Here is a 21,138-nt window from a genome sequence, read left to right on the forward strand (position 1 = left end):
TGAGATGACGAGTCGCCCATTATGACCCTTTCCGCGGCCTAAAGTTTGCGGCCGACGGCCGCGAGGCACGGGAGCGAGCCCGGAGGGCACCCGGGCGCGACACCGGCTCGAGCGTGCTACGCGGCGAGCGAGGCGAGCTCGCGCAGCGCGGCCAGGCGCGACAGCGCCTGGCCCTCGAGCTGCCGCACGCGCTCGCGCGTGAGGTCGAGCTCGTGGCCGATCGCCTCGAGCGTCCACGGCTCGCCCTCGAAGCCGAAGCGCAACTCGAGGATACGCCGCTCACGCTCCGGCAGGGCGTCGAGCGCTCGACGCACGCCCTGGCGGCGCAGCGACTCCTCCGCCTCCTCGAACGGGTCCGCGGCCTCGCGGTCGGCGAACAGGTCGCCGAGCTCGCCCTCGTCGTCGGCGCCGACCGTCTGGTTCAGCGACACGGACGCGTGCGCCGCCCCGAGCGCCTCGTCGACGTGCTGGATCGGCAGACCCGTCGCCTCGGCAAGCTCCTGCTTCGTCGCCTCGCGACCCAGCTCCACCTCGAGCCGCCGCGCCGCCCGCGACAGCTTCTGCTGCCGCTCGACGACGTGCACCGGCACGCGGATCGTGCGGGCGTGGTTCGCCACCGCGCGCTGCACCGACTGGCGGATCCACCAGGTCGCATACGTCGAGAACTTGTAGCCGCGGCGCCAGTCGAACTTCTCGACGGCGCGGTTCAGGCCCAGCGTCCCCTCCTGGATGAGGTCGAGGAACGGCACGCCGAGACCGCGGTAGCCCTTGGCGATCGACACGACGAGGCGCAGGTTCGACTCGATCATGCGGCGCTTCGCAACCGGGTCGCCCCGCTCGATGCGCTTCGCCAGCGTGACCTCGTCCGCGGCCGTGAGCAGCTTGTGCCGCCCGACGTCGGCGAGGAAGAGCTGCAGCGAGTCGGCGGCGCCCGACAGCGTCTCCGCCGCCCACACGGCAGCCTCCGCCTCCTCCTTCTTGCGCTCCTCGGCCGAGCGCTTCTCGTCTGCGCCGGACTGCGGCTCGCCCACCTCGAGGCCCATCGTCTCGAGCTCGCGCGTGATCTGCTCCGCTTCCTCGTCGTTGAGCTCGTGCTCGAGCACGAACGCCTCGAGCTCGGTCGGCTCCACCCAGCCGCGCTCCTCGGAGCGCTCGATCAGTGCCTTGATCTGGTCAGACTCGAACAGTTCCGTCAGCTGGTTCTGCGTCAAGAGGGTGTTTCAGTCCTTTCGCCTGCTGCCTCGAATGAGCACAATCTCTTCTGACTCTATTGTCGTTTGCCCGTCTTTTCCAGGGCTGGAACGTCGGTCGAGCTGTCACAAGCTCGTAACGAGCGCCTTTTCGCAGATATTCCGTCGCCGAGGCGGGCCGGACCGGTGCAGGCGCCCGCGACAGAGCCGGCGGCGTCGCCGAGCACTTTAGGACGTCGAACGGACGAAAGACGATAGACCATCGCCGGGTGCGGGTCAACGGCGGCCGGCGGCGCGGCGTCGCGGCGTCGCCGCGCCCTTCGCGCGGCGCTCGGCCAGCAGCTCGATCGCGCGGTCGACGGTGAGGCCGTCGACGTCGTCTCCCTTGCGCAGGCTGGCGTTCGTCTCGCCGTCCGTCACGTACGGGCCGAAGCGGCCATCCTTGACCACGAGCGGCTTCCCGGTCGCCGGGTCAGGCCCGAGGTCCTTGAGCGGAGGCTTCGGCGCGCCGCGCCCGCGTCGCTCCTTCGGCTGCGCGAGCAGCGCGAGCGCCTCCTCGGCGCTGACGGTGAACAGCTGCTCCTCGGAGGCGAGCGAGCGCGTCTCCGACCCCTTCTTGATGAAGGGACCGTAACGGCCGTTCGCGACGAGGATCTCCTCGCCGTCGGGCGCCGCCAGCGTTCGCGGCAGCGTCAGCAGCTTCAGCGCATCCTCGAGCGTGACCGTGTCGACGGTCATCGTCGACAGCAGCGACGCCGTCCGCGGCTTCCCGGTCGCGCCCTCCTCCGGCACCTCGCTCACGTAGGGGCCGTAGCGCCCGTCGCGGACGACGATCGTGCGGCCCGTCGCCGGGTCGACGCCGAGCGTGCGGTCGCCCGCCGGTCGGGCGAGCAGCTCCTGCGCCCGCTCGACCGTGAGCTCGTCGGGCGCCATCTCGTCCGGCACGCTCGCCCGCTCCTCGCCACGCTCCAGATAGGGGCCGTAGCGGCCGACGCGCAACACGATGCCGTCGCCGATCGGGATCGAGTTGACGGCGCGCGCGTCGATCTCGTCGAGGTGGTCGTTGACGAGCGCGTGCAGGCCCTCGTCGCGGTCCGTGCCACGGTAGAAGCGGCTCAGCCAGTCGGTGCGGTTCTCCTCGCCGGAGGCGATCCGGTCGAGGTCGTCCTCCATGCGCGCCGTGAAGTCGTAGTCGACGAGCTTGCCGAAGTGCTGCTCGAGCAGGTTCGTGACCGCGAAGGCGAGGAACGTCGGCACGAGCGCCGTCCCCTTCTTGAACACGTAGCCGCGGTCGAGGATCGTGCCCATGATCGACGCGTACGTCGACGGGCGGCCGATGCCGCGATCCTCGAGCGCCTTCACGAGCGACGCCTCCGTGTAGCGCGGCGGCGGGTTCGTCGCGTGCCCCTCGGGCTCGAGCGCCGTCGCATCGACCGCCTGGCCGACCCGCAGCGGCGGCAGGCGGCGCTCGGCGTCGTCCGCCGCGGCGTCGTCGTCGCGTCCCTCCTCGTAGGCGGAGAGGAAGCCCCGGAACGCGATCACCGTCCCTGACGCCGCGAACTCCGCGTCCTCGCCCGCGGTCGACGTCGCGCCGAGCCGCAGGGAGACGGTCTGGCCGCGCGCGTCCTCCATCTGCGATGCGATCGTCCGCTTCCAGATCAGGTCGTAGAGGGCGAGCTCGTCGCGCGACAGCTCGCGCGCGAGCGCCGACGGAAGCCGGAAGACGTCGCCCGCCGGACGGATCGCCTCGTGCGCCTCCTGGGCGTTCTTGACCTTGCGCTCGTAGCGCCGCGGCGCCGCGGGCACGAACTCGGGGCCGTAGAGCTCCGCCGCCTGCGCTCTCGCCGCCGCCAGCGCCGGCTCGGACAGCGTCGTCGAGTCGGTGCGCATGTAGGTGATGTAGCCGTTCTCGTACAGCCGCTGGGCGACCCGCATCGTCGTCTGCGACGAGAAGCGGAGCTTGCGGCTCGCCTCCTGCTGCAGCGTCGAGGTCATGAACGGCGGCGCCGGGCGGCGCGTGTACGGCTTCTCCTCGACGGAGCGCACGGCGAACGGGACGCCCTCGAGTCTCGAGGCGAGGCCGCGTGCGCCCTCCTCGTCGAGGGCGATCGTGCCGGAGCTCCTGAGCGTGCCGTCGGCCCCGAAGTCGCGCCCCTGGGCGACTCTGCTGCCGTCGACGCCGACGAGGCGCGCCTCGAAGGCGCCGGGATCGAACGTGCCGGCGATGTCCCAGTAGGAGGCGGAGACGAACGCCATGCGCTCGCGCTCGCGCTCGACGACGAGCCGCGTGGCGACCGACTGCACCCGCCCCGCGGACAGCCCCTGCATCACCTTCTTCCACAGCACCGGCGACACCTCGTAGCCGTACAGCCGGTCGAGGATGCGGCGGGTCTCCTGCGCGTCCACGAGCCGCCCGTCGATCTCGCGCGTCTCGCCGAGCGCGCGCTGGATCGCCTCGCGCGTGATCTCGTGGAAGACCATCCGCTTCACCGGCACCTTCGGCTTCAGCACCTCGAGCAGGTGCCAGGCGATCGCCTCGCCCTCGCGATCCTCGTCTGTTGCCAGCAGCAGCTCCTGCGCGTCCTTGAGCTCGCGCTTCAGCTCGGCGATCTTCTTCTTCTTGTCGGGGTCCTCGACGTAGAGCGGCTCGAAGTCGTTGTCGACGTTGACGCCCAGCCGGGCCCACGGCTCCTTCTTCACCGCGGCCGGGATGTCGGCCGCGCGGGTGGGGAGATCACGGATATGGCCGATGCTCGACTCCACGACGAAGTCGTCGCCGAGATATCCGGCGATGGTCTTCGCCTTGGCGGGCGACTCGACGATGACGAGACGGCGTGCGGCCACGGATGCCTGTTCGGTGTCGGGGACGGGATACATCCCGGCCGGGAGCGACAGGGGTGCGCGCGTCACCATAGCGGCGCTCTCCGGCGCCGCAAGTGTCCAGAAGGGGCGATACTGCCGAACGACGATGCAGACGAACCCTCGCCCGAGCCTGCTCTACCTCGTCGTCGGTGGACTCAGCTACCCCGTGCTGCGGCTCCTCTACCGCCTCACGTGGCGCGGCGTCGAGCGCCTGCCCGCGGTGGGCGGATACGTCCTCGCCGCCAACCACTGGTCGAGCTTCGACCCGTGGCCGATCGGGATGCCGCTCTTCCCCCGGCGCTACCTTCGCTTCATGGCGAAGTCCGAGCTGTTCTGGTTTCCGCTCGGCCCGCTCATCAGCGCCTGCGGCGCCTTCCCCGTGCGCCGCGGGCAGCGCGACCAGGAGGCGATCGACACCGCCGTGCGCCTCTGCCGCGAGGGCCACGTCGTCGTCATGTTCCCCGAGGGCACCCGCCGCCAGAAGGGGCTGCGCAAGAAACACGAGGCGCGCTGGCGCTCCGGCGCGGCGCGCATCGCGCTCGAGGCGGGCGTCCCGCTCGTGCCTGCGGGGATCGCCGGTACCGACGCGCTGGCGCGCTTCGCGAAGCTGCGCGTCGCGTTCGGCCCGCCCGTGAGCCTCGACGGCCTGTCCGAGCTGCCGGTCGACGAGGCCGCGCGCATCGCCACCGACCGTCTGCGCGAGGCGATCGCGGCGCTCGAGGAGTCGCTGGATTGAGCGTGGATCGACCGATCGCCGCGGGCCGGCGGCGGTGACGCCGACCGGTGCGTCGAGGCTGACCCGCCCGCTTCTCGTCGTGGACGGCGACTCGCTCGCCCACCGCGCCTACCACGCCCTGCCCTCCTCGATGAAGCGTGCCAACGGACGGCCGGGAAACGCCCTCACGGGCTTCATGTCGATGCTTCTGCGTCTCTGGCAGGCGGAGCGCCCGCGCGCCGTCGTCGTCGGCTGGGACACCCTCGGCCGGCCCACGTATCGGAACGCGCTGCTCGACAGCTACCAGTCGGGCCGCGTCTTCGACCCCGACCTCGTGGAGCAGCTCGAGCTGCTGCCCGGCCTCGTCTCCGCGGCGGGCATCGTATCCGCGAAGGAGCCGGGCTACGAGGCGGACGACTTCCTCGCGGCCGCCGTCGCGCAGGAGCGGGGCCGGCGCGGCAGCGCGCTCGTCGTGACCTCCGACCGGGACGCGTTCCAGCTCGCGGACGAGCAGACGACGATCCTGCAGCCCGTCCGCGGCGTGAGCGAGACGGCGCGGGTCGGCCCCGCGCAGGTGCGCGAGCGCTACGGCGTCGAGCCGCGCCAGGTGCCGGACTTCATCGCCCTCCGGGGCGATCCGTCCGACCGCATTCCCGGAGCCCGCGGCGTCGGCGAGAAGACCGCCGCCCGGCTGCTGGCCGAGTACGGCACGCTGCAGGCGCTCCTCGCGGAGGGGCGGTTCGCGGCGGAGGCAGGCCGGCTGCGGGACTTCCGCCGCATCGCGACGCTCGACGCCACGGCCCCGCTGCCGCCGCTCGACGACCGCGAGCCCGACTGGGCGGCCGGCGCGGCCGCTGCCCGCGAGCTCGGGCTCGAGCGGCTCGCGGACAGGCTGGAGGCCGGCGCCTGATGGACGTCGTCAGCCATGCGGCGATGGCGCACCTGCACCCCACCGGCCATCGTCATCACCCCGAGCGCGAGGAGCGCCTGCAGCGGCTCCTCGCCACCTTCCCACCCGAGCTGGAGGGGGGAAGGGCGAGCCGGGAGGCGATCGAGCGCGTCCACGATCGCGCCTACGTCGACCGGGTGGAGGCGATCGACGGGGAATGCTGGCTCGACGGGGACACGCTCGGGCAGCCGACGACGTGGGAGGCCGCCCGGCTCGCCGCCGGCTGCGCCATCCGCGCCGCCGAGGTGGGCGCCTTCGCGCTCGTCCGTCCGCCCGGCCACCACGCGCTGCCGGACGCGGCGATGGGCTTCTGCATCTTCGGCAACGCGGCCGTCGCGGCGCGTCACGCGCAGGCCGAGCTCGGGATCGAGCGCGTGGCGATCGTCGACTGGGACGTCCACCACGGCAACGGCAGCGAGGCGATCTTCCGCGGCGACGACAGCGTCCTCTTCGTGTCGCTGCACCAGTGGCCGTTCTACCCCGGCAGCGGCGGGCCGGGTACGGACGACGACACGACGGTCAACGTGCCGCTCCCGGCCGGGTCGGGCGACGCCGCCTACGCGGAGGCCTTCCGCGACGTCGTCGAGCCCGCCGTGCGCGCGTTCGACCCGGGGCTGCTGATCGTGTCCGCCGGCTTCGACGCGCACGTCGACGACCCGCTGGCGCAGATGGAGGTGACCGCCCGCGGCTTCCGCGACATGGCGGCGCGATGCACGCAGCTCGCACCCAGGGTCGCCGCCGTGCTCGAGGGCGGCTACAACCTCGAGACGCTGCCGGCCCTCGTCGAGGCCGCGCTCGAGGGCTTCGCCGGCGGCTGAGCCGCGCGGCGGGCGCTCAGCGGCGCGCGGCGGCGAGCCGCTCGAGCGCCGCCCGCCGCGACGAGACGCCGAGCTTGCGCAGCAGGCTCTTCACGTGCGAGCGCACGGTGTGCTCGGAGATGTAGAGGCGGCTTGCGATCTCGTCGGTGCCGAAGTGCTCGTCGAGGAGAAGCAGAACCTCGACCTCGCGTGCCGACAGCTTCTGCGCGATGTCGTCCGGCACGCCGCCGAGCCTGCCTCCCTCGCGCACCCGGTCGAGCAGCCTGCGCGCGATCGATCCCGACAGCGCCGCCTCTCCGCCCGCGACGCCGCGCAGGAACCACGCGATGCGCTTCGGCGGCTCGCTCTTGAGCAGGTAGCCGGCCGCCCCCGCGCGGATCGCCTCGAGCAGGTTCTCCTCGGTGCCCGAGGCGGTGAGAACGACGACCTCGCTGTCCGGGGACGCCTGGCGAATCGGCGGGAGCGCCGCGAGCCCGTCCATGCCGGGCATCGTCAGGTCGAGCAGGACGATCGCCGGCTGCAGCTCGCCGGCCAGCGCGATCGCCTCGGCGCCGTCGGCCGCCTGGCCGACGACCTCGAAGCCGTGCTGCTGCAGCAGCGAGGCAAGGGCCTCGCGCGTCAACGGATGGTCGTCGACCACCAGGATGCGCTCTGCGCTCATCACACCCCTCATCGGCAGGAGTGCCGCTGCCGATGAGGGGAACGTGCACCCCGGGCGCGTCGACACCTATCGGTCGTGGCTGATCGGCGAGCTCGTGCTCGTCGGCCTGCTCGGTCTCGCCACGCTGCTGCTCGCGCTCACCGGCCGCCTCGAGGGGTACGCGCTCCCGCACGGCCGCATCGCCCTCGACACGGCCGTCGCGATCGTGGCCTCGATCGTCGCGGTCCTCGCGGCGATCCGCTTCCTCGTCGAGGGGCGCGGCATGGACATCCTGCTCGCAGCCGGGTTCCTCGCCACGGGGCTCGGGTCGTTCGGATTCGGGGTCGCACCGGTGCTCGACGGCAGCAGTCTCGGAGCCGGGGAAGCATGGGCGCGCATCGGCGCCGACCTCTTCGGCGCCGCGCTGATCGCCCTGGCCCCGTTCGTCACGCGCCGTACGTCGAACCGCCCGCGGGTGCTCCTCGCCGGCCTGCTGGTCGTGCTCGCCTCGCTCGCCGGGATATGGGTGGACACGCGCATCCTCGGTCTCGACCTCGGCGTCACGGGCGCGGCGGACGACCATGCGCCCGCGGTGATCGTGGCGTTCGCGCTGCTCGCGCTGCTCGCGGTCGCCGCCGCCGTCGGGTTCGGCCTTCGCTTCCGTCGCTACGGGCGCGACCTCGACCGCTGGCTGGCGCTCGCGCTGACGCTCGTCGTGTTCGCTGACCTCCACTTCGTGCTGCAGCCGACGCGGTCGAGCGAGTACGTGTTGCAGGGCGACTTCCTGCGCCTGCTGTCGTTCGCCGTGCTCCTCGTCGGGGTGTGGCGCGCGATCAGCCAGGCCGAGTTCGGCAGGGCCGTCGCGGAGGAGCGGGCCCGCGTCGCCCGGGAGATCCACGACGGCCTCGCGCAGTACCTGTTCGCGATCTCGACGCAGGTGAGCATGCTCGAAGGCGGAACCGCCCTCGACGACCTCCTGCCGCGACTGAAGCACGCCACCGACGCCGCGCAGCAGGAGGCACGGTTCGCGGTGCTGGCGCTGTCGTCGGCGTCGGGGACGGCGCCGTTCGACGCCGCCCTCAAGCGCTACGTCGACGTGCTCTGCGCCGACGGCGCCGTCGACGTGGAGGTCGACATCGACGCGGCGGTGAGGCTTGCGCCGGACGAGCAGATCGAGGTCTTCCGCATCGTGCAGGAGGGGCTTGCGAACGTGCGCCGACACGCCGGCGCCAGCCACGTCGAGGTGTGTCTGCGGCAGCGGGCCGGCCGGCGTGTGGTCACGATCGACGACGACGGCCACGGCTTCGACGGCACGGGCACGGCGGCGGGCCAGGGTCTCGAGAACATGCGCGCGCGCGCCGCGTCGATCCAGGGCGCGTTCGCGCTGCGATCGGCGCCCGGCCGCGGCACCTCGATCGAAGTCGTGCTGCGGCCGCTGTAGCCGGCAGCGCGTCGCGGCATGCGCGTGCTCGACGTAGCGCTCCGAGCTCCGTTCGAGCGGTTCGCTCTCGCCAACCGCAGCCCGACGGATCGACGCGTCGACAGCCGGCAGGAGGAGGATGGCTCGCCTTGCCCCGGTCTCGCTATCGTGGAGGCGTTGCTCGAACGGGGCGCGCCACGCGTCTACGCTGCGGCTCGCGATACGCGTTCACTGGAACGCTGTCCCATCGCGGAGATCCGGCTGCATCGCACTCGATCACGCAGGCGCTGCGCCCGACGCTCGCCGACGGGATTCTCGACGGTCTCGCGCAGGACCAGGAGGACATCTTCCCCGACCCCACGTCGCAGCAGTTGCCGCAGATGTGGTGGACGGACCCGAAGAGCTTCGAGTGGGCGTTCGCGAGCATGGGATAGGCGGCCGGACGATCCGAGCTCCTGCTCCAGCCCACGGGCCGGAGCGGGAGCCGCGGTCCTTCCCTCCGAAGATCCCCCACGCACATCGACGCCCGACGGGCGTGCGCTTTGACGGTCGAGTCTGCCGCTTCGATCTGGCGACCGGCGACGGACGAATTCTGGACCGGGGTCTTCGATTCGCGAACGGCATCGCCTTCGGCCCGGATGGGGCGCCCTACGTCAACGAGATGGTGACCGGCAACGTCTACCGATATCACCCGCCAGCGAGCGGTCGCCGCGGGCCGTTCGGGAACATGCTCGAGCGAGCGATCCAGTCCCCGGGCCTCCGTGATCCGGACGGCCCACCCAGGGGAGCTTCGGCCTAGCTCGCGGTGTCGGTGATGACGGGTAGCAGGGGGTCGCGGATCGGCACCGTGCCACCGTCTTCGGCGGCGAGCAGCGACGACTCCTCGAACCAGCTTTTCGGGGCGCGATGACCCCAGAACGTCCCGCGCTGCGGGTCGGTGGCGCTCCAGCGCAGCGGCACGAAATCGGGGTCGCCGGTGTAGTAGTCGCTCGTGTACAGCTCGATCCGATGTCCGTCCGGGTCGCGCGTGTAGAGGAAGAACGCGTTGGAGACGCCGTGCCGGCCGGGGCCCCGCTCCATACGGGCCCGCTCGCCTGCGGCGGCGAGGATGTCGCAGGCGCGGAGCACGCTCCCCGTGTCGGCCACCCAGAAGCCGACATGGTGGAGGCGTGGGCCGCGCCCGTTCATCAGCGCCACGTCGTGGACGTCCGGTTTGCGGTACATCCAGGCCGCCCAGAGGCGCTCGTCGGGTGGGTCCGTGGCGATGAACTCGCTACATCGAAAGCCGCGGCCCCGCAAGATTCGGAACGCCTGCTGGACGTCCGGGACGTGGAAGTTAAAGTGGTCGAGCCGCTGGATGCTTGCGCCGCGGTGCTCGTGGAAGCGGCGCAGCAGCGACTCAACCTGCCCCAGCTCGTGAACGAACTCGAGCGGGAAGCCGAGCTCGTCACGCACGCGCAGAGCCGGCCCCTGCCCCGGTTCGACGCCCTCGACGAAAGCCGGGGAGCAGCCGCTCGCTGCGAAGTGGCGCTCGAGCGCCTCGAGACAGCCGGGCGTGCGCACGAGGAAGGACAGGTGGCCGACCTTTGCCTCGTCCCCCTTCCGGAGCAAGAGGGAGTGGTGGTGGTGCTCTTCGACGCCGCGCAGGTAGAGGGCGTCCTCCGACTCCTCGGTGACGTGGAGCCCGAGCAGGTCGACGTAGAAGCGGCGTGACGCCGCGAGGTCGCTGACGAACAGCTCGACGTGTGCCACGCGGACGATGTCGAACGGCGTCTCGAGCGGCGGCGTCTCGACCACAACGGTCATGTCGTCACCACGGTCTCGGCGCCCTCGGCCTCAGCGCCCGCCTCGTCGCGGTGGAGGAACTCGTCGATGCGCGCCTCGTAGGGAGCGAGGTCGTGCGAGCGCACGTACGCGCCCGCCATGCGCACCGGGTCGCCGAAGAAGAAGTACTCGTATGCCTCCTGCCGCCCGGCGAACGACGACAGCGCCCAGTCCCAGGCCAGCCGAAAGAGGCGGACGCGCTCGACGCCGCCGAGAGACGCGCACTGCAGGTAGCGCTCCACGTCGTCTCGCGCCGTACCGGTCAGGTCCGCCTCGGTGGGCACGCCGAAGATGCCGCTGGCGCCGAGCTTCCAGACGATCTCTCGCAGCTCGGGGTACGTCCGCGGGTACCAGTTGCGAGCCGTGTTCAGGGGAGCCCAGGCGGGTGCCATGAGCCCCCAGCGGCCGATCTCGGCGTCGGCCTCGGCGGCGCGAGTGAGCCCTCGCAGGATCTCGAGGGCCATGATCACCTCGGCCAGCTTCTCCTGGACGTGCTGGAACTCGCCGATCGAGATGGCATCCACCATCTTCGCCACGAGCCCGAGCAGGGCCTCCGTCTTCGCGGTCGTCCGTGTCACGACCTGGTGGGTCATGTGGACCATCGCGTCCGTCTCGTAGTACAGGCGGCCGCCGTGGAGGAGCTCCGGGCTGCGTACCATGAAGCAGCGCTCCCAGGGAACCTCGACATCGTCGAAGATCACGACGGCGTCCATCTCCTCGAAGCGCGATGCCAGCGGGTGGTCGAAGTGGCCGCGCCCGTAGTCGAAGCTCTCTCGGCAAAGGAAGCGCATGCCGGGCGTGTCGCACGGGAGCGCGAACGCGTTCGCATACGGCTCGTCGTCGGAGCTGTCGCGCAGCACCGTCGACGGGAAGACGAGGATCTCGTCGGCGATCGGCCCGATCGTGGCCAGCATCCGCGCCCCGCGGATGATGATGCCGCTGTCGGTCTCGCGCACGATGCGCGCAGCGAGATAGGGGTCGGTCTGCCCCGCCGCCGAGGCCGACCGGTTGGCCTGCGGATTGATCAGCGTGTGCGTGAGCAGCAGGTCGTTCTCGCGCACGTACTCGTAGTAGTTCCTGACATTCTCCCCGAACCGCGCGTCCTTCTGGCCGAACCAATCCGCTGCGGCGGCCATCGCCATCACGGCGCTGTTGAGGTAGTCGCCCGTGCGGCCGAGCGTGCCGAGGCTCCAGTCCGCCCAGAGCTTCATCATCTCTCTCCGTCGCGCGAGATCCTCCCGCGTCTGCGGTTGGAGGAAGGAGACGCTGACGGGGTCGCCGGTGGTCGGCGACGGATAGGTCAGCACGTCGCGGAGATCGGGGTCGTGCTGCATGTCGTAGAGACGTGCGTAGCTCTCGACGATCCCTCTGAACGCGGCGTGCTCGCCGACGCGTTCCGTCACCCGCTCGCCGTGGATCTGGACGTCCCGGCGCGAGGAGTTGAGCGCCTCGATGAACTGCTTACCTGTGCGTGCCGGCATCGCCGCGCACCTCCTTGTCACCGGTCGGAAGCCCGAGCCGCGGGATCGGGTGGTCCCCGAGCGCCGTATGGATCGTCTCGAGCTCGGAGTAGAAGTCGAAGCTGAAGCGCCCTCCCTCGCGGCCGATGCCGCTCTCCTTGGCGCCGCCGAATGGCGTGCGGAGATCGCGGACGTTCTGCGAGTTGAGCCACACCATTCCCGCGTCGATCGCTCCCGCGACGCGGTGGGCGCGCTGCAGGTCGCGGGTCCAGACATACGCTGCCAGGCCGTAGCGCACGCCGTTGGCGAGCCTGACGGCCTCCTCCTCGTCCCGAAACGGCGTCGCGCAGAGCACCGGTCCGAAGATCTCCTCCTGGAAGACGCGCATCTCCGGCCGCACGTCCGCGAAGAGCGTGGCCGCGAGGTAGTTGGACGCCGGGAGACCCGGTGGGCAATCGCCGCCGACGAGCAGGCGCGCACCTTCGGCGACGCCTGTCTCGACATAGCCGCGGACGCTCCGCCAGTGCTCGGGATGGATCAGCGGTCCGAGCTCCGTCGCCGGATCGAGCGGGTCGCCGCAGCGGATCGCAGCGGTGCGTTCCGCGACCCGCGCCACGACGTCGTCGTAGACGGCGTCTTCGACGAGGAGACGCGAGCCGGCGGTACAGCGCTCGCCGTTGAGCGAGAACACCCCGAAGACGGCGGCGTCGACGGCGCGGTCGAGGTCGGCGTCGGCGAAGACGACGACCGGCGACTTGCCCCCGAGCTCGAGCGAAAAGCGCTTGAGCGTCGCGGCGCCTGAGCGGACGATCTCCTTGCCGGTGGTCGTCTCGCCCGTGAAGGAAACGAGGCGGACGTCGGGATGTGCGACGAGCGCGGCCCCGGCGACCTCTCCGATGCCGTGCACGAGGTTGAACACGCCGGGTGGTATGCCGGCGTCGGCGATCGCCTCGGCCAGCTTCACCGCAGACAGCGGCGACCACTCGGCCGGTTTGAGGACACAGGTGTTGCCGGCGGCCAGGCAGGGTGCCACCTTCCACGTCTCGAGCATGAAGGGTGTGTTCCACGGTGTGATCAGCGCCGCGACGCCGACAGGCTTGCGGACGACGTAGTTGAGGAACCGGCCGTCGACTCCGTACGCGTGGGTCTCGAGCTGGGTCACCGCGTCGGCGAAGAAGCGGAAGTTCTCGGCGGCTCTCGTTGCCTGTCCCCGTGCCTGGGCGATCGGCAGGCCTGTATCGAGGCACTCCGCGCGGACGATCTCCTCGCCCCGCGCCTCGATCGCGTCTGCGACGCGACGGAGGGCGGCCGCCCGCTCGGCGGGGGTCATCCTCGGCCAGGGGCTCTCGTCGAACGCCCTCCGCGCGGCGGAGACGGCACGGTCGACATCGGCGGCGAGCCCTTCCGCGACTTCGGCGAGAACATCGTTCGTCGCCGGGGCGCGTGTCTCGAAGCAGCCGCCGTCGCGGCTGGGAACGAAGGCGCCCTCGATGAAGTGGAGCACCCTCTCGTGCGGCGGGTGCGTGGCGACCTCGTCCGAGGTCGACCTGACCGTGGCTCCGCTCACGCCGCCCTCGCCTCCGCACCCGGCGTCTCGGCGACGACAGGATTCTCGAGCGCACCGAGCCCGTCGACCTCGAGCCGCATGACGTCACCCGGGAAAACGTGTGAGATGCCCCGCGGCGTCCCGGTGAGGATCACGTCGCCGGGGTTGAGCGTCATGAAGCTCGTGATGAACTCCACGAGCTCGGGGATCGTCCAGACAAGGTCGCTCGTGTTGCCCTCCTGGCGCAACTCGCCGTTGACGTACGTGCGCAGGCCGACTGAGCCCGGATCGTCGATCTCGTCTTCGACGAGATACGGGCCCAGGGGAAGGAACGTGTCCCACCCTTTCGCCCGCACCGGCGGCCGGTAGAAGTTGCCGACGAAATCGCGGATCGTGACATCGTTTGCGATCGTGTAGCCCAAGATCAGGTCGTAGGCGTCGTCGGCGCGGGCGCGGCGGCACGTGCGCCCGATGACCGCGGCGAGCTCCACCTCGTAATGCATGTAGTCGACGCCGTCGGGGTAGACGACCGGGCTTCCGTGCCCCGTGAGAGTGTTGTCCGCCTTGAAGAAGAGTGCGGGCTCCTTGGGCGGCTCGGCAAACTCGAGCTCGGCGGCGTGGTCCGCGTAGTTGAGAGCGAGGCCGACGATCTTGCCCGGTACGACCGGCGGCAGGAAGACGACCGCATCCTCCGCGTGGCTCGCCCCGGTCGAGTCGACGAGCACGCCGGGCTCTGAGAGGACGCCTTCCTCGACCCGGCCGTCGACCAGGAAGCGGGCGCGCTTCATGCCGGCACCTCCGCGGGGAGGAGGTCGTAGAGCGCGAGCGTGGCCCGGATCTTCTCCTGGTTCTCGGGGGAGGGCTCGCAGAGCGGTGCGCGGAGCACCGGCGTGATCTTTCCGGTGAGCCCCAGGGCGTACTTGAGTGGCCCGGGATTCGTCTCCACGAAGAGCACGTCGTTGAGCGGCAGCAGGTGGTAGTGGAGGTCGAGCGCATCGGCGAAGCGCCCGGCCGCGACGAGGTCGTAGAGCCGAGCGATCTCCCGCGGGAGCAGGTTCGCCGTCGCGCTCACATGACCGGCTCCCCCGATCGCGAGCACGGGGTAGCAGAGGAGCTCGATGCCCGAGTAGACGAGGAAGTCTCGGCCACAGGCGTGGAGCACGCGCGAGACGTGCTCGAAGTCCTTGTTCGACTCCTTCGCTCCGACGACGTTCGGCGCGTCGCGACGGAGCCGCGCCATGGTCGAGGGCTCCATGTTCACCGCCGTGCGTCCCGGGATGTTGTAGATCACGATCGGGAGCTCGACCGCGTCCGCGACGGAGCGGAAGTAGCGATACAGCCCCTCCTGCGACGGACGGACGTGATACGGGACGAGAACCAGGGCGGCGTCTGCGCCGAGCCGCTCTGCCGTCTTCGTCAAGCGGATCGTGTCGTCGAGGTTGTTCGTGCCCGTACCCGGGAGGAACGGCACCCGGCCGCCGATTGCATGTGCCGCGAGCTCCGTCACGTGCTCGCGCTCGTCGAGGGACATCGACGTCGGCTCGCCCGTCGTGCCGAGCGTCGAGATGCCGTGGCTGCCCGAGTCGATCTGCCACTCGATCAGCTCCAGATACGTCGCCTCGTCGAAGCTGCCGTCGGCCGTGAAGGGAGTCACGAGCGGCACGATGGACCCGCGCAGCGTCGACGGATCGCGGCGGGTCACGGCTCGCCTCCAGCGGCGGCGACGCTCGGCGTCAGCCCTGCGAGCTCGTGCTCGGCTTGTCGGTGTCGAAAGGCCTCGACCGTGCGGAGCTTGTGTTCGCGCGCAGCGGCTTCGATCTCGTCGGCCGCCGCGCCGGACTCGATCAGGTCGATCAAGTGGGCGTGCTCCTCGATGGAGCTCAGCCCCCGGTAGGGGATGTGGGTGAAGACCGTGCGGCGTACGGCGTCAAGACGGCTGTTCGTGTCGTGCAGCAGGTCGACGAGGTGCGAGTTCGGGCAGTGCTCGAAGATCTCTGCGTGGAACTGCTGGTTCAGGCGGCTGAAGGCCAGGACGTCCGTCCGCTGCATCGCCTCCGCCATCTGCGTGTTCACGGCGCGTAGGCCGGAAATGTCGAGCGGCGTCAGGCGCGACGCCGCGAGGGCGGTCGCGTAGCCCTCGAGCACCGCGAGGACCGTCATCGCGGACTCCCAGACATCGGCATCGGCCGGGGCGACCTGCGCTCCGGCGTTGGGTCGGTACACGACGAACCCCTCGGCTTCGAGGCGACGTATCGCCTCCCGCACCGGAACGGTGCTGACCTGGAGCTCGTCCGCGACGGTGTCCATCACCAGCCGGTACCCGGGGCCGTAGGTGCCGTCCAGAATCCGCCCGCGAATGACTCGGTAGGCATGTTCCTGCTTGTTCATAGCGCGTCGTAGGGGAGCTCGAACGGGTCGTAGTGGTGAGCGAGGGAGGCGGCTGGAACGGGGGCGCGGAAGAAGCGGCTCCTGAAGAAGCCGAGACCGTCCCCGTCGCGATGGCGAGAGAGGACGACGCGCCCGAGGAAGAGCACGTGATCGCCTCCGTCATAGTCGCGCCAGGGCTCGCACTCGAAGAAGGCCAGCGCGTCGGCCAGCAGAGGGACGAGGGTGCCGGACTCCCAGACGATGCTCACGTCCCGATTCGATCGGCCCGCGAAGTGCGTTGCGAGGCGCTCCTGATCCGCGTCGAGGACGTTCACCCCGAACGGGCGCTCGGCGAGCAGGCGGCATGCCCTCGCCCGTCGGTCGATCGACACGAGCACGAGCGGTGGCTCGAGCGAGACGGCGGTGAACGAGTTGACGGTGAGGCCGTGGGGCTCGTCGGCATCACCCCGGCAGGTGACCACGACGACGCCGGTTGCAAACGCGCTCGACGTCAGGCGAAGCGCGACGGAGCTCAGACCGTCCGCCGTGTCTTGTTGGAGACGAGAACGTGCTGCCGCGGTCGCTTGGAGCCTTCCAGGCATTAGATAGGAAATCGTATACGACGATAAGTCGAGCGTCAACTCTTCTGCGCGTGATCAGGCGCAGGTGCGCTTCGGGCGTGTCCTGCCTCGCGAGATCGCGGAGCAGGCGCCACCGTCCTCGTCAGTGGCGAGACGGCGGAGAGCCTCACGTCGGAGCTTGAAATCGCCAATGATTTCGTATAGGATCCACGAATCCTATCGTTGGGAGGAAGAAAGAGATGAATCGTGGGAGGTTTGTCGTGGGCGCCGCGGTCGTGCTGAGTGTCGCGGCGTTCGTCGGTTCGGCGTCGGGAGCGGGAGCGGGAGGGGTCAGCGGAGCCGCCGCGGCAGCCGGCCCGATCAAGGTCGGCGCGATCAGCTCGCTCACCGGGCCGGTTCCCTTCCCTGAGTCATCCGCTGCGGCCAAGGCGGTCTTCGACCAGGTGAACGCGACCGGCGGGATCAACGGCCGCAAGATCAAGTACATCGTCGCGGACGATAAGGCCGACCCGGCGCTCGCCGCGCAGGCGGCGCGGCGGCTCGTCGACCAGGACGGCGTGGTCGGCATGGCGGGGTCGGCGAGCCTGCTCGAGTGCGCCGTGAACGCGGCCTTCTACAAGCAGAAGGGCGTCTACGCGATCCAGGGCACCGGAGTCGATCCCGTCTGCTTCAACTCGCCGAACATCTCGGCTGTCAACACCGGACCGTACCTCGGGACGACCGCAGGACTCTACTTCGCCTCGGAGGTGTTGAAGGATACGAAGGTGTGCATGATCTTCTACAACATCCCCGGCTTCGAGTCGGCGGTGAAGCAATCCGTCGCGCGCTGGACGGCCATCACCGGAAAGGAGCTCACCTACTTCGATATGTCTCTGGGTCTGGCCGACGACCCGACGCCGCAGATCGTCAAGGCCAAGGAGAAGGGGTGCCAGGCGATCGTGCACAACGGTCTCGAGGCTCATGCGATCGTCTGGGGCAAGGCTCTCAAGGCGCAGGGGCTCACCGTCCACGAGATCGCTCTCACGTCCGCCTACACGGACAAGGTCGCCAAGGAGCTCGCGCAGGCCGGCGCCGAGGGCATCTACGCGAACTCCGAGTTCGAGCCGTACCTGTCGAGCTCGCCCGCGCTCAAGGACTGGCGCGCGCTGATGAAGAAGGCAAGGGTCCCGCAGACCTCATTCGCGGAGGGCGGCTACCTCGCGGCGACATTCTTCGTCCAGGCTCTCAGGACGATCAACGGCCCGATCACCCGCAAGTCGGTCGCGGCCGCTCTGCTCAGGCTCAAGCCGATCAAGCATCCGATGGTCGGTTCGCCCTACTCGTTCGGGCGAGGAAGCGCCCACAACCCGAATCGGGCCAGCAAGTTCGTCCAGGTGCAGAACGGGCGCTGGGTCGTCGTCACCCCGAAGTGGCTCGTCCTGCCAACCGCATAGGAACCCTGTAGCCGACCGGCACACCCGAGCAAGCGCATGATCCAGTCCGCCGTTGCCGGGCTCGTGTCGGGCGGTGCCTACGCGGCGCTCGGCGTCTGCATCGTGCTCGTCTACCGGATGGTCGGCGTGCTCAACTTCGCGCAGGCTGCAATCGGTGCATTCGGCGCGTACGCGACGTTCGTTCTCTACGAGAACGGCGTCGCGTACGCGCCCGCCGTCCTGCTCGGAGCAGCCACCGGCGGTGCGGTCGCCGCTCTGCTCGGCTACGTGATGTCGACCTGGTTCTCGGAATCGGGGCCGGAAGTCCGCTCCACCGTCACCATCGCGGCACTGATCACCCTCTTCGCCGTCGCGTTCCGCGCCTTCGGCGACTCGCCCCGCTCCGTCCCCGACCCGTTCTCCGGCGCCGCCTTCGAGGTCGGCGGTGTCGCGATCGGCGCCACCGGCGCCGTGGCGATCGCGGGTGCGGGAGCGATCGCGCTCGCCGTCGGGCTCGGCCTCCGCCACACCGTAACGGGCGTCCGCCTGCGGGCGCTCAGCGAACGACCGACCACGGCCGAGCTGGTCGGGATCCGGGCCAGACGCCTGTCGATCGGCGTCTGGGCGTTCGCAGGGGCCGTCTCCGCCCTCGCCGTGCTCGCGATCGCACCGTCGCGCACGTCCGACTTCCTCGGCCTCGGCATGCTCGTCGTCCCCGCGCTCGCAGCCGCTCTCATCGGTCTCCTCCGTAGCCTCGAACTCGCGTTTCTCGGTGGGCTCGCGATCGGGCTGATCGAGGGCGTCGCCGCGAACTTCCCCTCCGTCAGCCCCTACCGGCAGGCGCTGCCGTTCTTCGTCATCGTCACCGTGCTCCTCTGGACGGAGCGCTCGGAGGTGTGGGATGCTCGTCGCTAGGCGTCTCGCGCTCCCGGCTCTCCTGGTCGCGTCCGTGCTCGCGGTTGCCGGCTCGAGCTTCCTCCTTCCGAGCTACTGGCTCTTCCTCGCCACGTCGGCCGTGATCGGCGCGATCGTGGCGCGCAGCACCGGCCTCGTGACCGGGCAGGCCGGCATGATCTCGCTCTGCCAGCTCTCGTTCGCGGCGGTGGGCGCCTGGGTCGTGTCACGACTCAGTCTCACCGGCCAGGGAGTGCCCTTCCTCGTCCAGATCGTCGCCGCCGGTCTCGCCGCGGTGCCGCTCGGCATTCTGGTCGGGCTACCGGCTCTTCGGCTGCGCGGTGTGCACCTTGCCGTCGTCACCCTGGGGTTCGCAACCACCGTCGACGTCTACCTGCGGGTCAAGGGGTTCCCGCGCGAGGGATTCGCCTCGGCGGTCTCCCCGCCGGGGCCGTTCGACGATCCACGGATCTACTTCGAGCTCTGCTTCGGAACGTTCGTCGTCGTGGCGCTCCTCCTCGCTCTTGCCGGGAGGCGGAGGGTAGGCGCGGCGTGGCTCGCCGTGCGGCACAGCGAGCGCGCGACCGCCGCCATGGGAATGAGCGTGCCGCGCGTCAAGCTCACCGCCTTCGCCACGAGTGCCTTTGTCGCCGGTCTCAGCGGCGGCCTGCTCACGGGGCAGGTGGGGCTCGTCACGCCGGAGAACTTCGCCCCGGTCGGGTCGCTCGTGACGTTCGCGGTCGCCGTCATGACCGCGGCCCAGTACGTCGAGGGCGCCATCCTCGCAGGAGTGCTTGTCGCGTTCTTCCCCGAGGTGTTGCGGCGACTCGGTCTGCCGCTCGACATCGCCGACCTCGCGTTCGCGCTCGGCGCGATCGACGTGCTCCGACGAGGACGAGGCGGCATCGCGGCACAGGCTCGGCAGGCGATGAGACGGCGTGGTGGGAGGCGGTCCCCGGCCCACACCTCCGTCGCGACCGCGCCGCCCGCAAGACCTCCACGGCGCACTCGCTCGGCTGACGCCGGCGCGACGCCTGCGCTCGAGGTGAAGGGCCTGACGGTGCGCTTCGGCGAGGTCGCCGCCCTCGACGGGGTCGACCTGCGCGTCCGACCGGGTACCGTCCACGCCCTCATCGGGCCCAACGGGGCGGGCAAGACGACCCTCGTCGACGCCGTCACGGGCTTCCTCCCCCGCTACGGCGGAGACGTGCTCGTGGCCGGCTTCAGCCTCGACGGGCTACTTGCGTACCGCCGAGCCCGCGCCGGTGTGCGGCGCACGTTCCAGCAGGACCGTACCATCCCCGACCTCAGCGTCGGCGACTACGTGCGGCTCGCTGCCGGCCACCGAACGAGCGCCCGAGACGCCGAAGCCGTCCTCGGCTTCCTCGGCTGCCCCGCCGCCGATCGGCCTGTCGGCTCGCTCGACGTCGGCACACGACGGCTCGTCGAGGTCGCGGGAGCCCTCGCGGCCCGCCCCGCCCTGCTTCTGCTCGACGAGCCGGCCGCGGGCATGACCGAGGTCGAGTCGGCCGACCTCGCGCAGCGGATCGCGGCGATTCCCAGCCGCTTCGACTGTGCCGTGCTCCTGATCGAGCACGACATGGCGCACGTCGTCGCGGCGAGCAGCGAGGTGACGGTCGTCGACTTCGGGCGCACGATCGCGAGCGGCAGCCCGAGGGACGTGCTCGAGCACCCCGACGTCGTCGCCGCCTACCTCGGTCAGGAGATCGCCGTCTGATGTCCGGCCTCGAGGTTCGGGGCGTGAGTGTCGGGCGCGGCGGCCTGCCGATCTGCCGCAACATCGACATCGTCGCTCCCCGCGGCGAGGTCACCGTCCTCCTCGGGCCCAACGGCGCCGGCAAGACGACCCTGCTCGAGGCGATCTCGGGGATCCTCCCCGCCTCCGGGGGCGCGATCGCGCTCGACGGCGTCGCTGTCGAGCGCCTCCGGCGTGAGCGGCGGGCGCGGCTCGGGCTCGCCCACGTCGAGCAGGGGCGAGCGGTCTTCCCGGGCCTCACGGTCGAGGAGAACCTCATGGCCGTCACGCGGTCGCGAGCCGTGATCGAGCGCGCACTCGACCTCTTCCCCCGGCTCGCCGCGCGCCGCCGCGCCAAGGCCGGGCTCCTCTCCGGCGGAGAGCAGCAGATGCTCGTGATCGCGCGCGCCCTCGCCGGCGCGCCGACCATGCTGCTCGTGGACGAGATGTCGCTCGGACTCGCCCCGATCGTCGTTCGCACAGCGATGCCGGTCATCCGCCGGCTCGCCGACGAGGGCGTCGGCGTGCTGCTCGTCGAGCAGTTCGCCGCGCTCGCGCTCGAGATCGGCGATCGTGCGTACGTGCTCAACCACGGCGAGATCGTCTACGCGGGCACCTGCACCGGCCTTCGCGACGAGGTGGACATCCTGCGAGGTGCCTACCTCACCAGCCCCTCGTCCAACGGTCCGAGGGCGGAGAGTTGA

Annotated in this window: 19 protein-coding genes; 9 read left to right on the forward strand and 10 right to left on the reverse strand. The window is 70.7% G+C overall.

The window, feature by feature from the left end:
• Positions 1 to 116: 116 nt before the first annotated feature.
• Together Gocc_RS09635 and topA are read right to left on the reverse strand one after the other, a co-directional pair.
• A complete protein-coding gene (locus tag Gocc_RS09635; protein WP_245904903.1) occupies positions 117 to 1,211 on the reverse strand; it encodes a sigma-70 family RNA polymerase sigma factor in 1,095 nt (364 codons plus the stop codon).
• A 255-nt stretch (positions 1,212 to 1,466) separates the two neighbouring features.
• Positions 1,467 to 4,067, reverse strand: a complete 2,601-nt coding sequence (gene topA / locus Gocc_RS09640) for a type I DNA topoisomerase (protein WP_422717993.1) — start codon at positions 4,065 to 4,067, stop codon at positions 1,467 to 1,469.
• A gap of 91 nt (positions 4,068 to 4,158) precedes the next feature.
• Here topA and Gocc_RS09645 point away from each other — a divergent pair, with 91 nt between their 5' ends.
• The 3 genes from Gocc_RS09645 to Gocc_RS09655 are packed head-to-tail and all read left to right on the forward strand — an operon-like array spanning position 4,159 to position 6,534.
• A complete protein-coding gene (locus Gocc_RS09645; protein WP_114796351.1) occupies positions 4,159 to 4,788 on the forward strand; it encodes a lysophospholipid acyltransferase family protein in 630 nt (209 codons plus the stop codon).
• A gap of 34 nt (positions 4,789 to 4,822) precedes the next feature.
• Positions 4,823 to 5,677 (forward strand): 5'-3' exonuclease, encoded by an 855-nt coding sequence (locus Gocc_RS09650; protein WP_114796352.1) that lies wholly within the window; start codon positions 4,823 to 4,825, stop codon positions 5,675 to 5,677.
• Entirely contained in the window at positions 5,677 to 6,534 is an 858-nt protein-coding gene (locus Gocc_RS09655; RefSeq protein ID WP_114796353.1) for a histone deacetylase family protein, read from the forward strand. Before Gocc_RS09650 ends, Gocc_RS09655 begins: the two co-directional genes overlap by 1 nt.
• Before the next feature lie 16 nt (positions 6,535 to 6,550).
• Here Gocc_RS09655 and Gocc_RS09660 read toward each other — a convergent pair whose 3' ends face one another.
• Positions 6,551 to 7,195, reverse strand: coding sequence for a response regulator (locus Gocc_RS09660; RefSeq protein WP_181813545.1), 645 nt, complete (start codon positions 7,193 to 7,195; stop codon positions 6,551 to 6,553).
• A gap of 43 nt (positions 7,196 to 7,238) precedes the next feature.
• On the opposite strand from Gocc_RS09660, the gene Gocc_RS09665 reads away from it, so the two are divergent.
• Both Gocc_RS09665 and Gocc_RS09670 read left to right on the forward strand, forming a co-directional pair.
• Complete coding sequence (locus Gocc_RS09665; protein ID WP_114796355.1) at positions 7,239 to 8,615, forward strand: sensor histidine kinase; 1,377 nt, start codon at positions 7,239 to 7,241, stop codon at positions 8,613 to 8,615.
• Positions 8,616 to 8,743: 128 nt separating this feature from the next.
• Positions 8,744 to 9,028, forward strand: a complete 285-nt coding sequence (locus Gocc_RS09670; RefSeq protein ID WP_114796356.1) for a Rossmann-fold NAD(P)-binding domain-containing protein — start codon at positions 8,744 to 8,746, stop codon at positions 9,026 to 9,028.
• Between the two features lie 361 nt (positions 9,029 to 9,389).
• On the opposite strand, the gene hpaD is transcribed toward Gocc_RS09670, so the two are convergent.
• From hpaD to Gocc_RS09705, 7 genes are read right to left on the reverse strand one after another with little or no spacing between them, the layout of a single operon-like run.
• A complete protein-coding gene (gene hpaD, locus Gocc_RS09675; RefSeq protein WP_114796357.1) occupies positions 9,390 to 10,400 on the reverse strand; it encodes a 3,4-dihydroxyphenylacetate 2,3-dioxygenase in 1,011 nt (336 codons plus the stop codon).
• Positions 10,397 to 11,899: a 4-hydroxyphenylacetate 3-monooxygenase, oxygenase component gene (gene hpaB / locus Gocc_RS09680; protein ID WP_114796358.1), complete on the reverse strand. Its 1,503-nt coding sequence runs from the start codon at positions 11,897 to 11,899 to the stop codon at positions 10,397 to 10,399. The genes hpaD and hpaB overlap by 4 nt, the downstream gene beginning before the upstream one ends.
• Positions 11,880 to 13,445 (reverse strand): 5-carboxymethyl-2-hydroxymuconate semialdehyde dehydrogenase, encoded by a 1,566-nt coding sequence (gene hpaE, locus Gocc_RS09685; RefSeq protein WP_114796359.1) that lies wholly within the window; start codon positions 13,443 to 13,445, stop codon positions 11,880 to 11,882. Before hpaE ends, hpaB begins: the two co-directional genes overlap by 20 nt.
• The gene (locus Gocc_RS09690; RefSeq protein ID WP_114796360.1) at positions 13,442 to 14,212 is read right to left on the reverse strand and encodes a fumarylacetoacetate hydrolase family protein; all 771 of its coding nucleotides are present in this window, start codon (positions 14,210 to 14,212) and stop codon (positions 13,442 to 13,444) included. Before Gocc_RS09690 ends, hpaE begins: the two co-directional genes overlap by 4 nt.
• Positions 14,209 to 15,126: a 2,4-dihydroxyhept-2-ene-1,7-dioic acid aldolase gene (gene hpaI, locus Gocc_RS09695; RefSeq protein WP_114796361.1), complete on the reverse strand. Its 918-nt coding sequence runs from the start codon at positions 15,124 to 15,126 to the stop codon at positions 14,209 to 14,211. Before hpaI ends, Gocc_RS09690 begins: the two co-directional genes overlap by 4 nt.
• Entirely contained in the window at positions 15,123 to 15,812 is a 690-nt protein-coding gene (locus Gocc_RS09700) for a GntR family transcriptional regulator (RefSeq protein WP_114796362.1), read from the reverse strand. The genes hpaI and Gocc_RS09700 overlap by 4 nt, the downstream gene beginning before the upstream one ends.
• Positions 15,809 to 16,327, reverse strand: coding sequence for a flavin reductase family protein (locus Gocc_RS09705; protein ID WP_422717994.1), 519 nt, complete (start codon positions 16,325 to 16,327; stop codon positions 15,809 to 15,811). Before Gocc_RS09705 ends, Gocc_RS09700 begins: the two co-directional genes overlap by 4 nt.
• A 305-nt stretch (positions 16,328 to 16,632) precedes the next feature.
• On the opposite strand from Gocc_RS09705, the gene Gocc_RS09710 reads away from it, so the two are divergent.
• The 4 genes from Gocc_RS09710 to Gocc_RS09725 are packed head-to-tail and all read left to right on the forward strand — an operon-like array spanning position 16,633 to position 21,138.
• A complete protein-coding gene (locus Gocc_RS09710; RefSeq protein ID WP_181813546.1) occupies positions 16,633 to 17,805 on the forward strand; it encodes an ABC transporter substrate-binding protein in 1,173 nt (390 codons plus the stop codon).
• Positions 17,806 to 17,841: 36 nt separating this feature from the next.
• Positions 17,842 to 18,699, forward strand: a complete 858-nt coding sequence (locus tag Gocc_RS09715) for a branched-chain amino acid ABC transporter permease (RefSeq protein ID WP_114796365.1) — start codon at positions 17,842 to 17,844, stop codon at positions 18,697 to 18,699.
• Positions 18,686 to 20,416 (forward strand): branched-chain amino acid ABC transporter ATP-binding protein/permease, encoded by a 1,731-nt coding sequence (locus Gocc_RS09720; RefSeq protein ID WP_114796366.1) that lies wholly within the window; start codon positions 18,686 to 18,688, stop codon positions 20,414 to 20,416. The genes Gocc_RS09715 and Gocc_RS09720 overlap by 14 nt, the downstream gene beginning before the upstream one ends.
• Entirely contained in the window at positions 20,416 to 21,138 is a 723-nt protein-coding gene (locus Gocc_RS09725; protein WP_114796367.1) for an ABC transporter ATP-binding protein, read from the forward strand. Before Gocc_RS09720 ends, Gocc_RS09725 begins: the two co-directional genes overlap by 1 nt.

Source organism: Gaiella occulta, from assembly GCF_003351045.1.
GTDB lineage: Bacteria > Actinomycetota > Thermoleophilia > Gaiellales > Gaiellaceae > Gaiella > Gaiella occulta.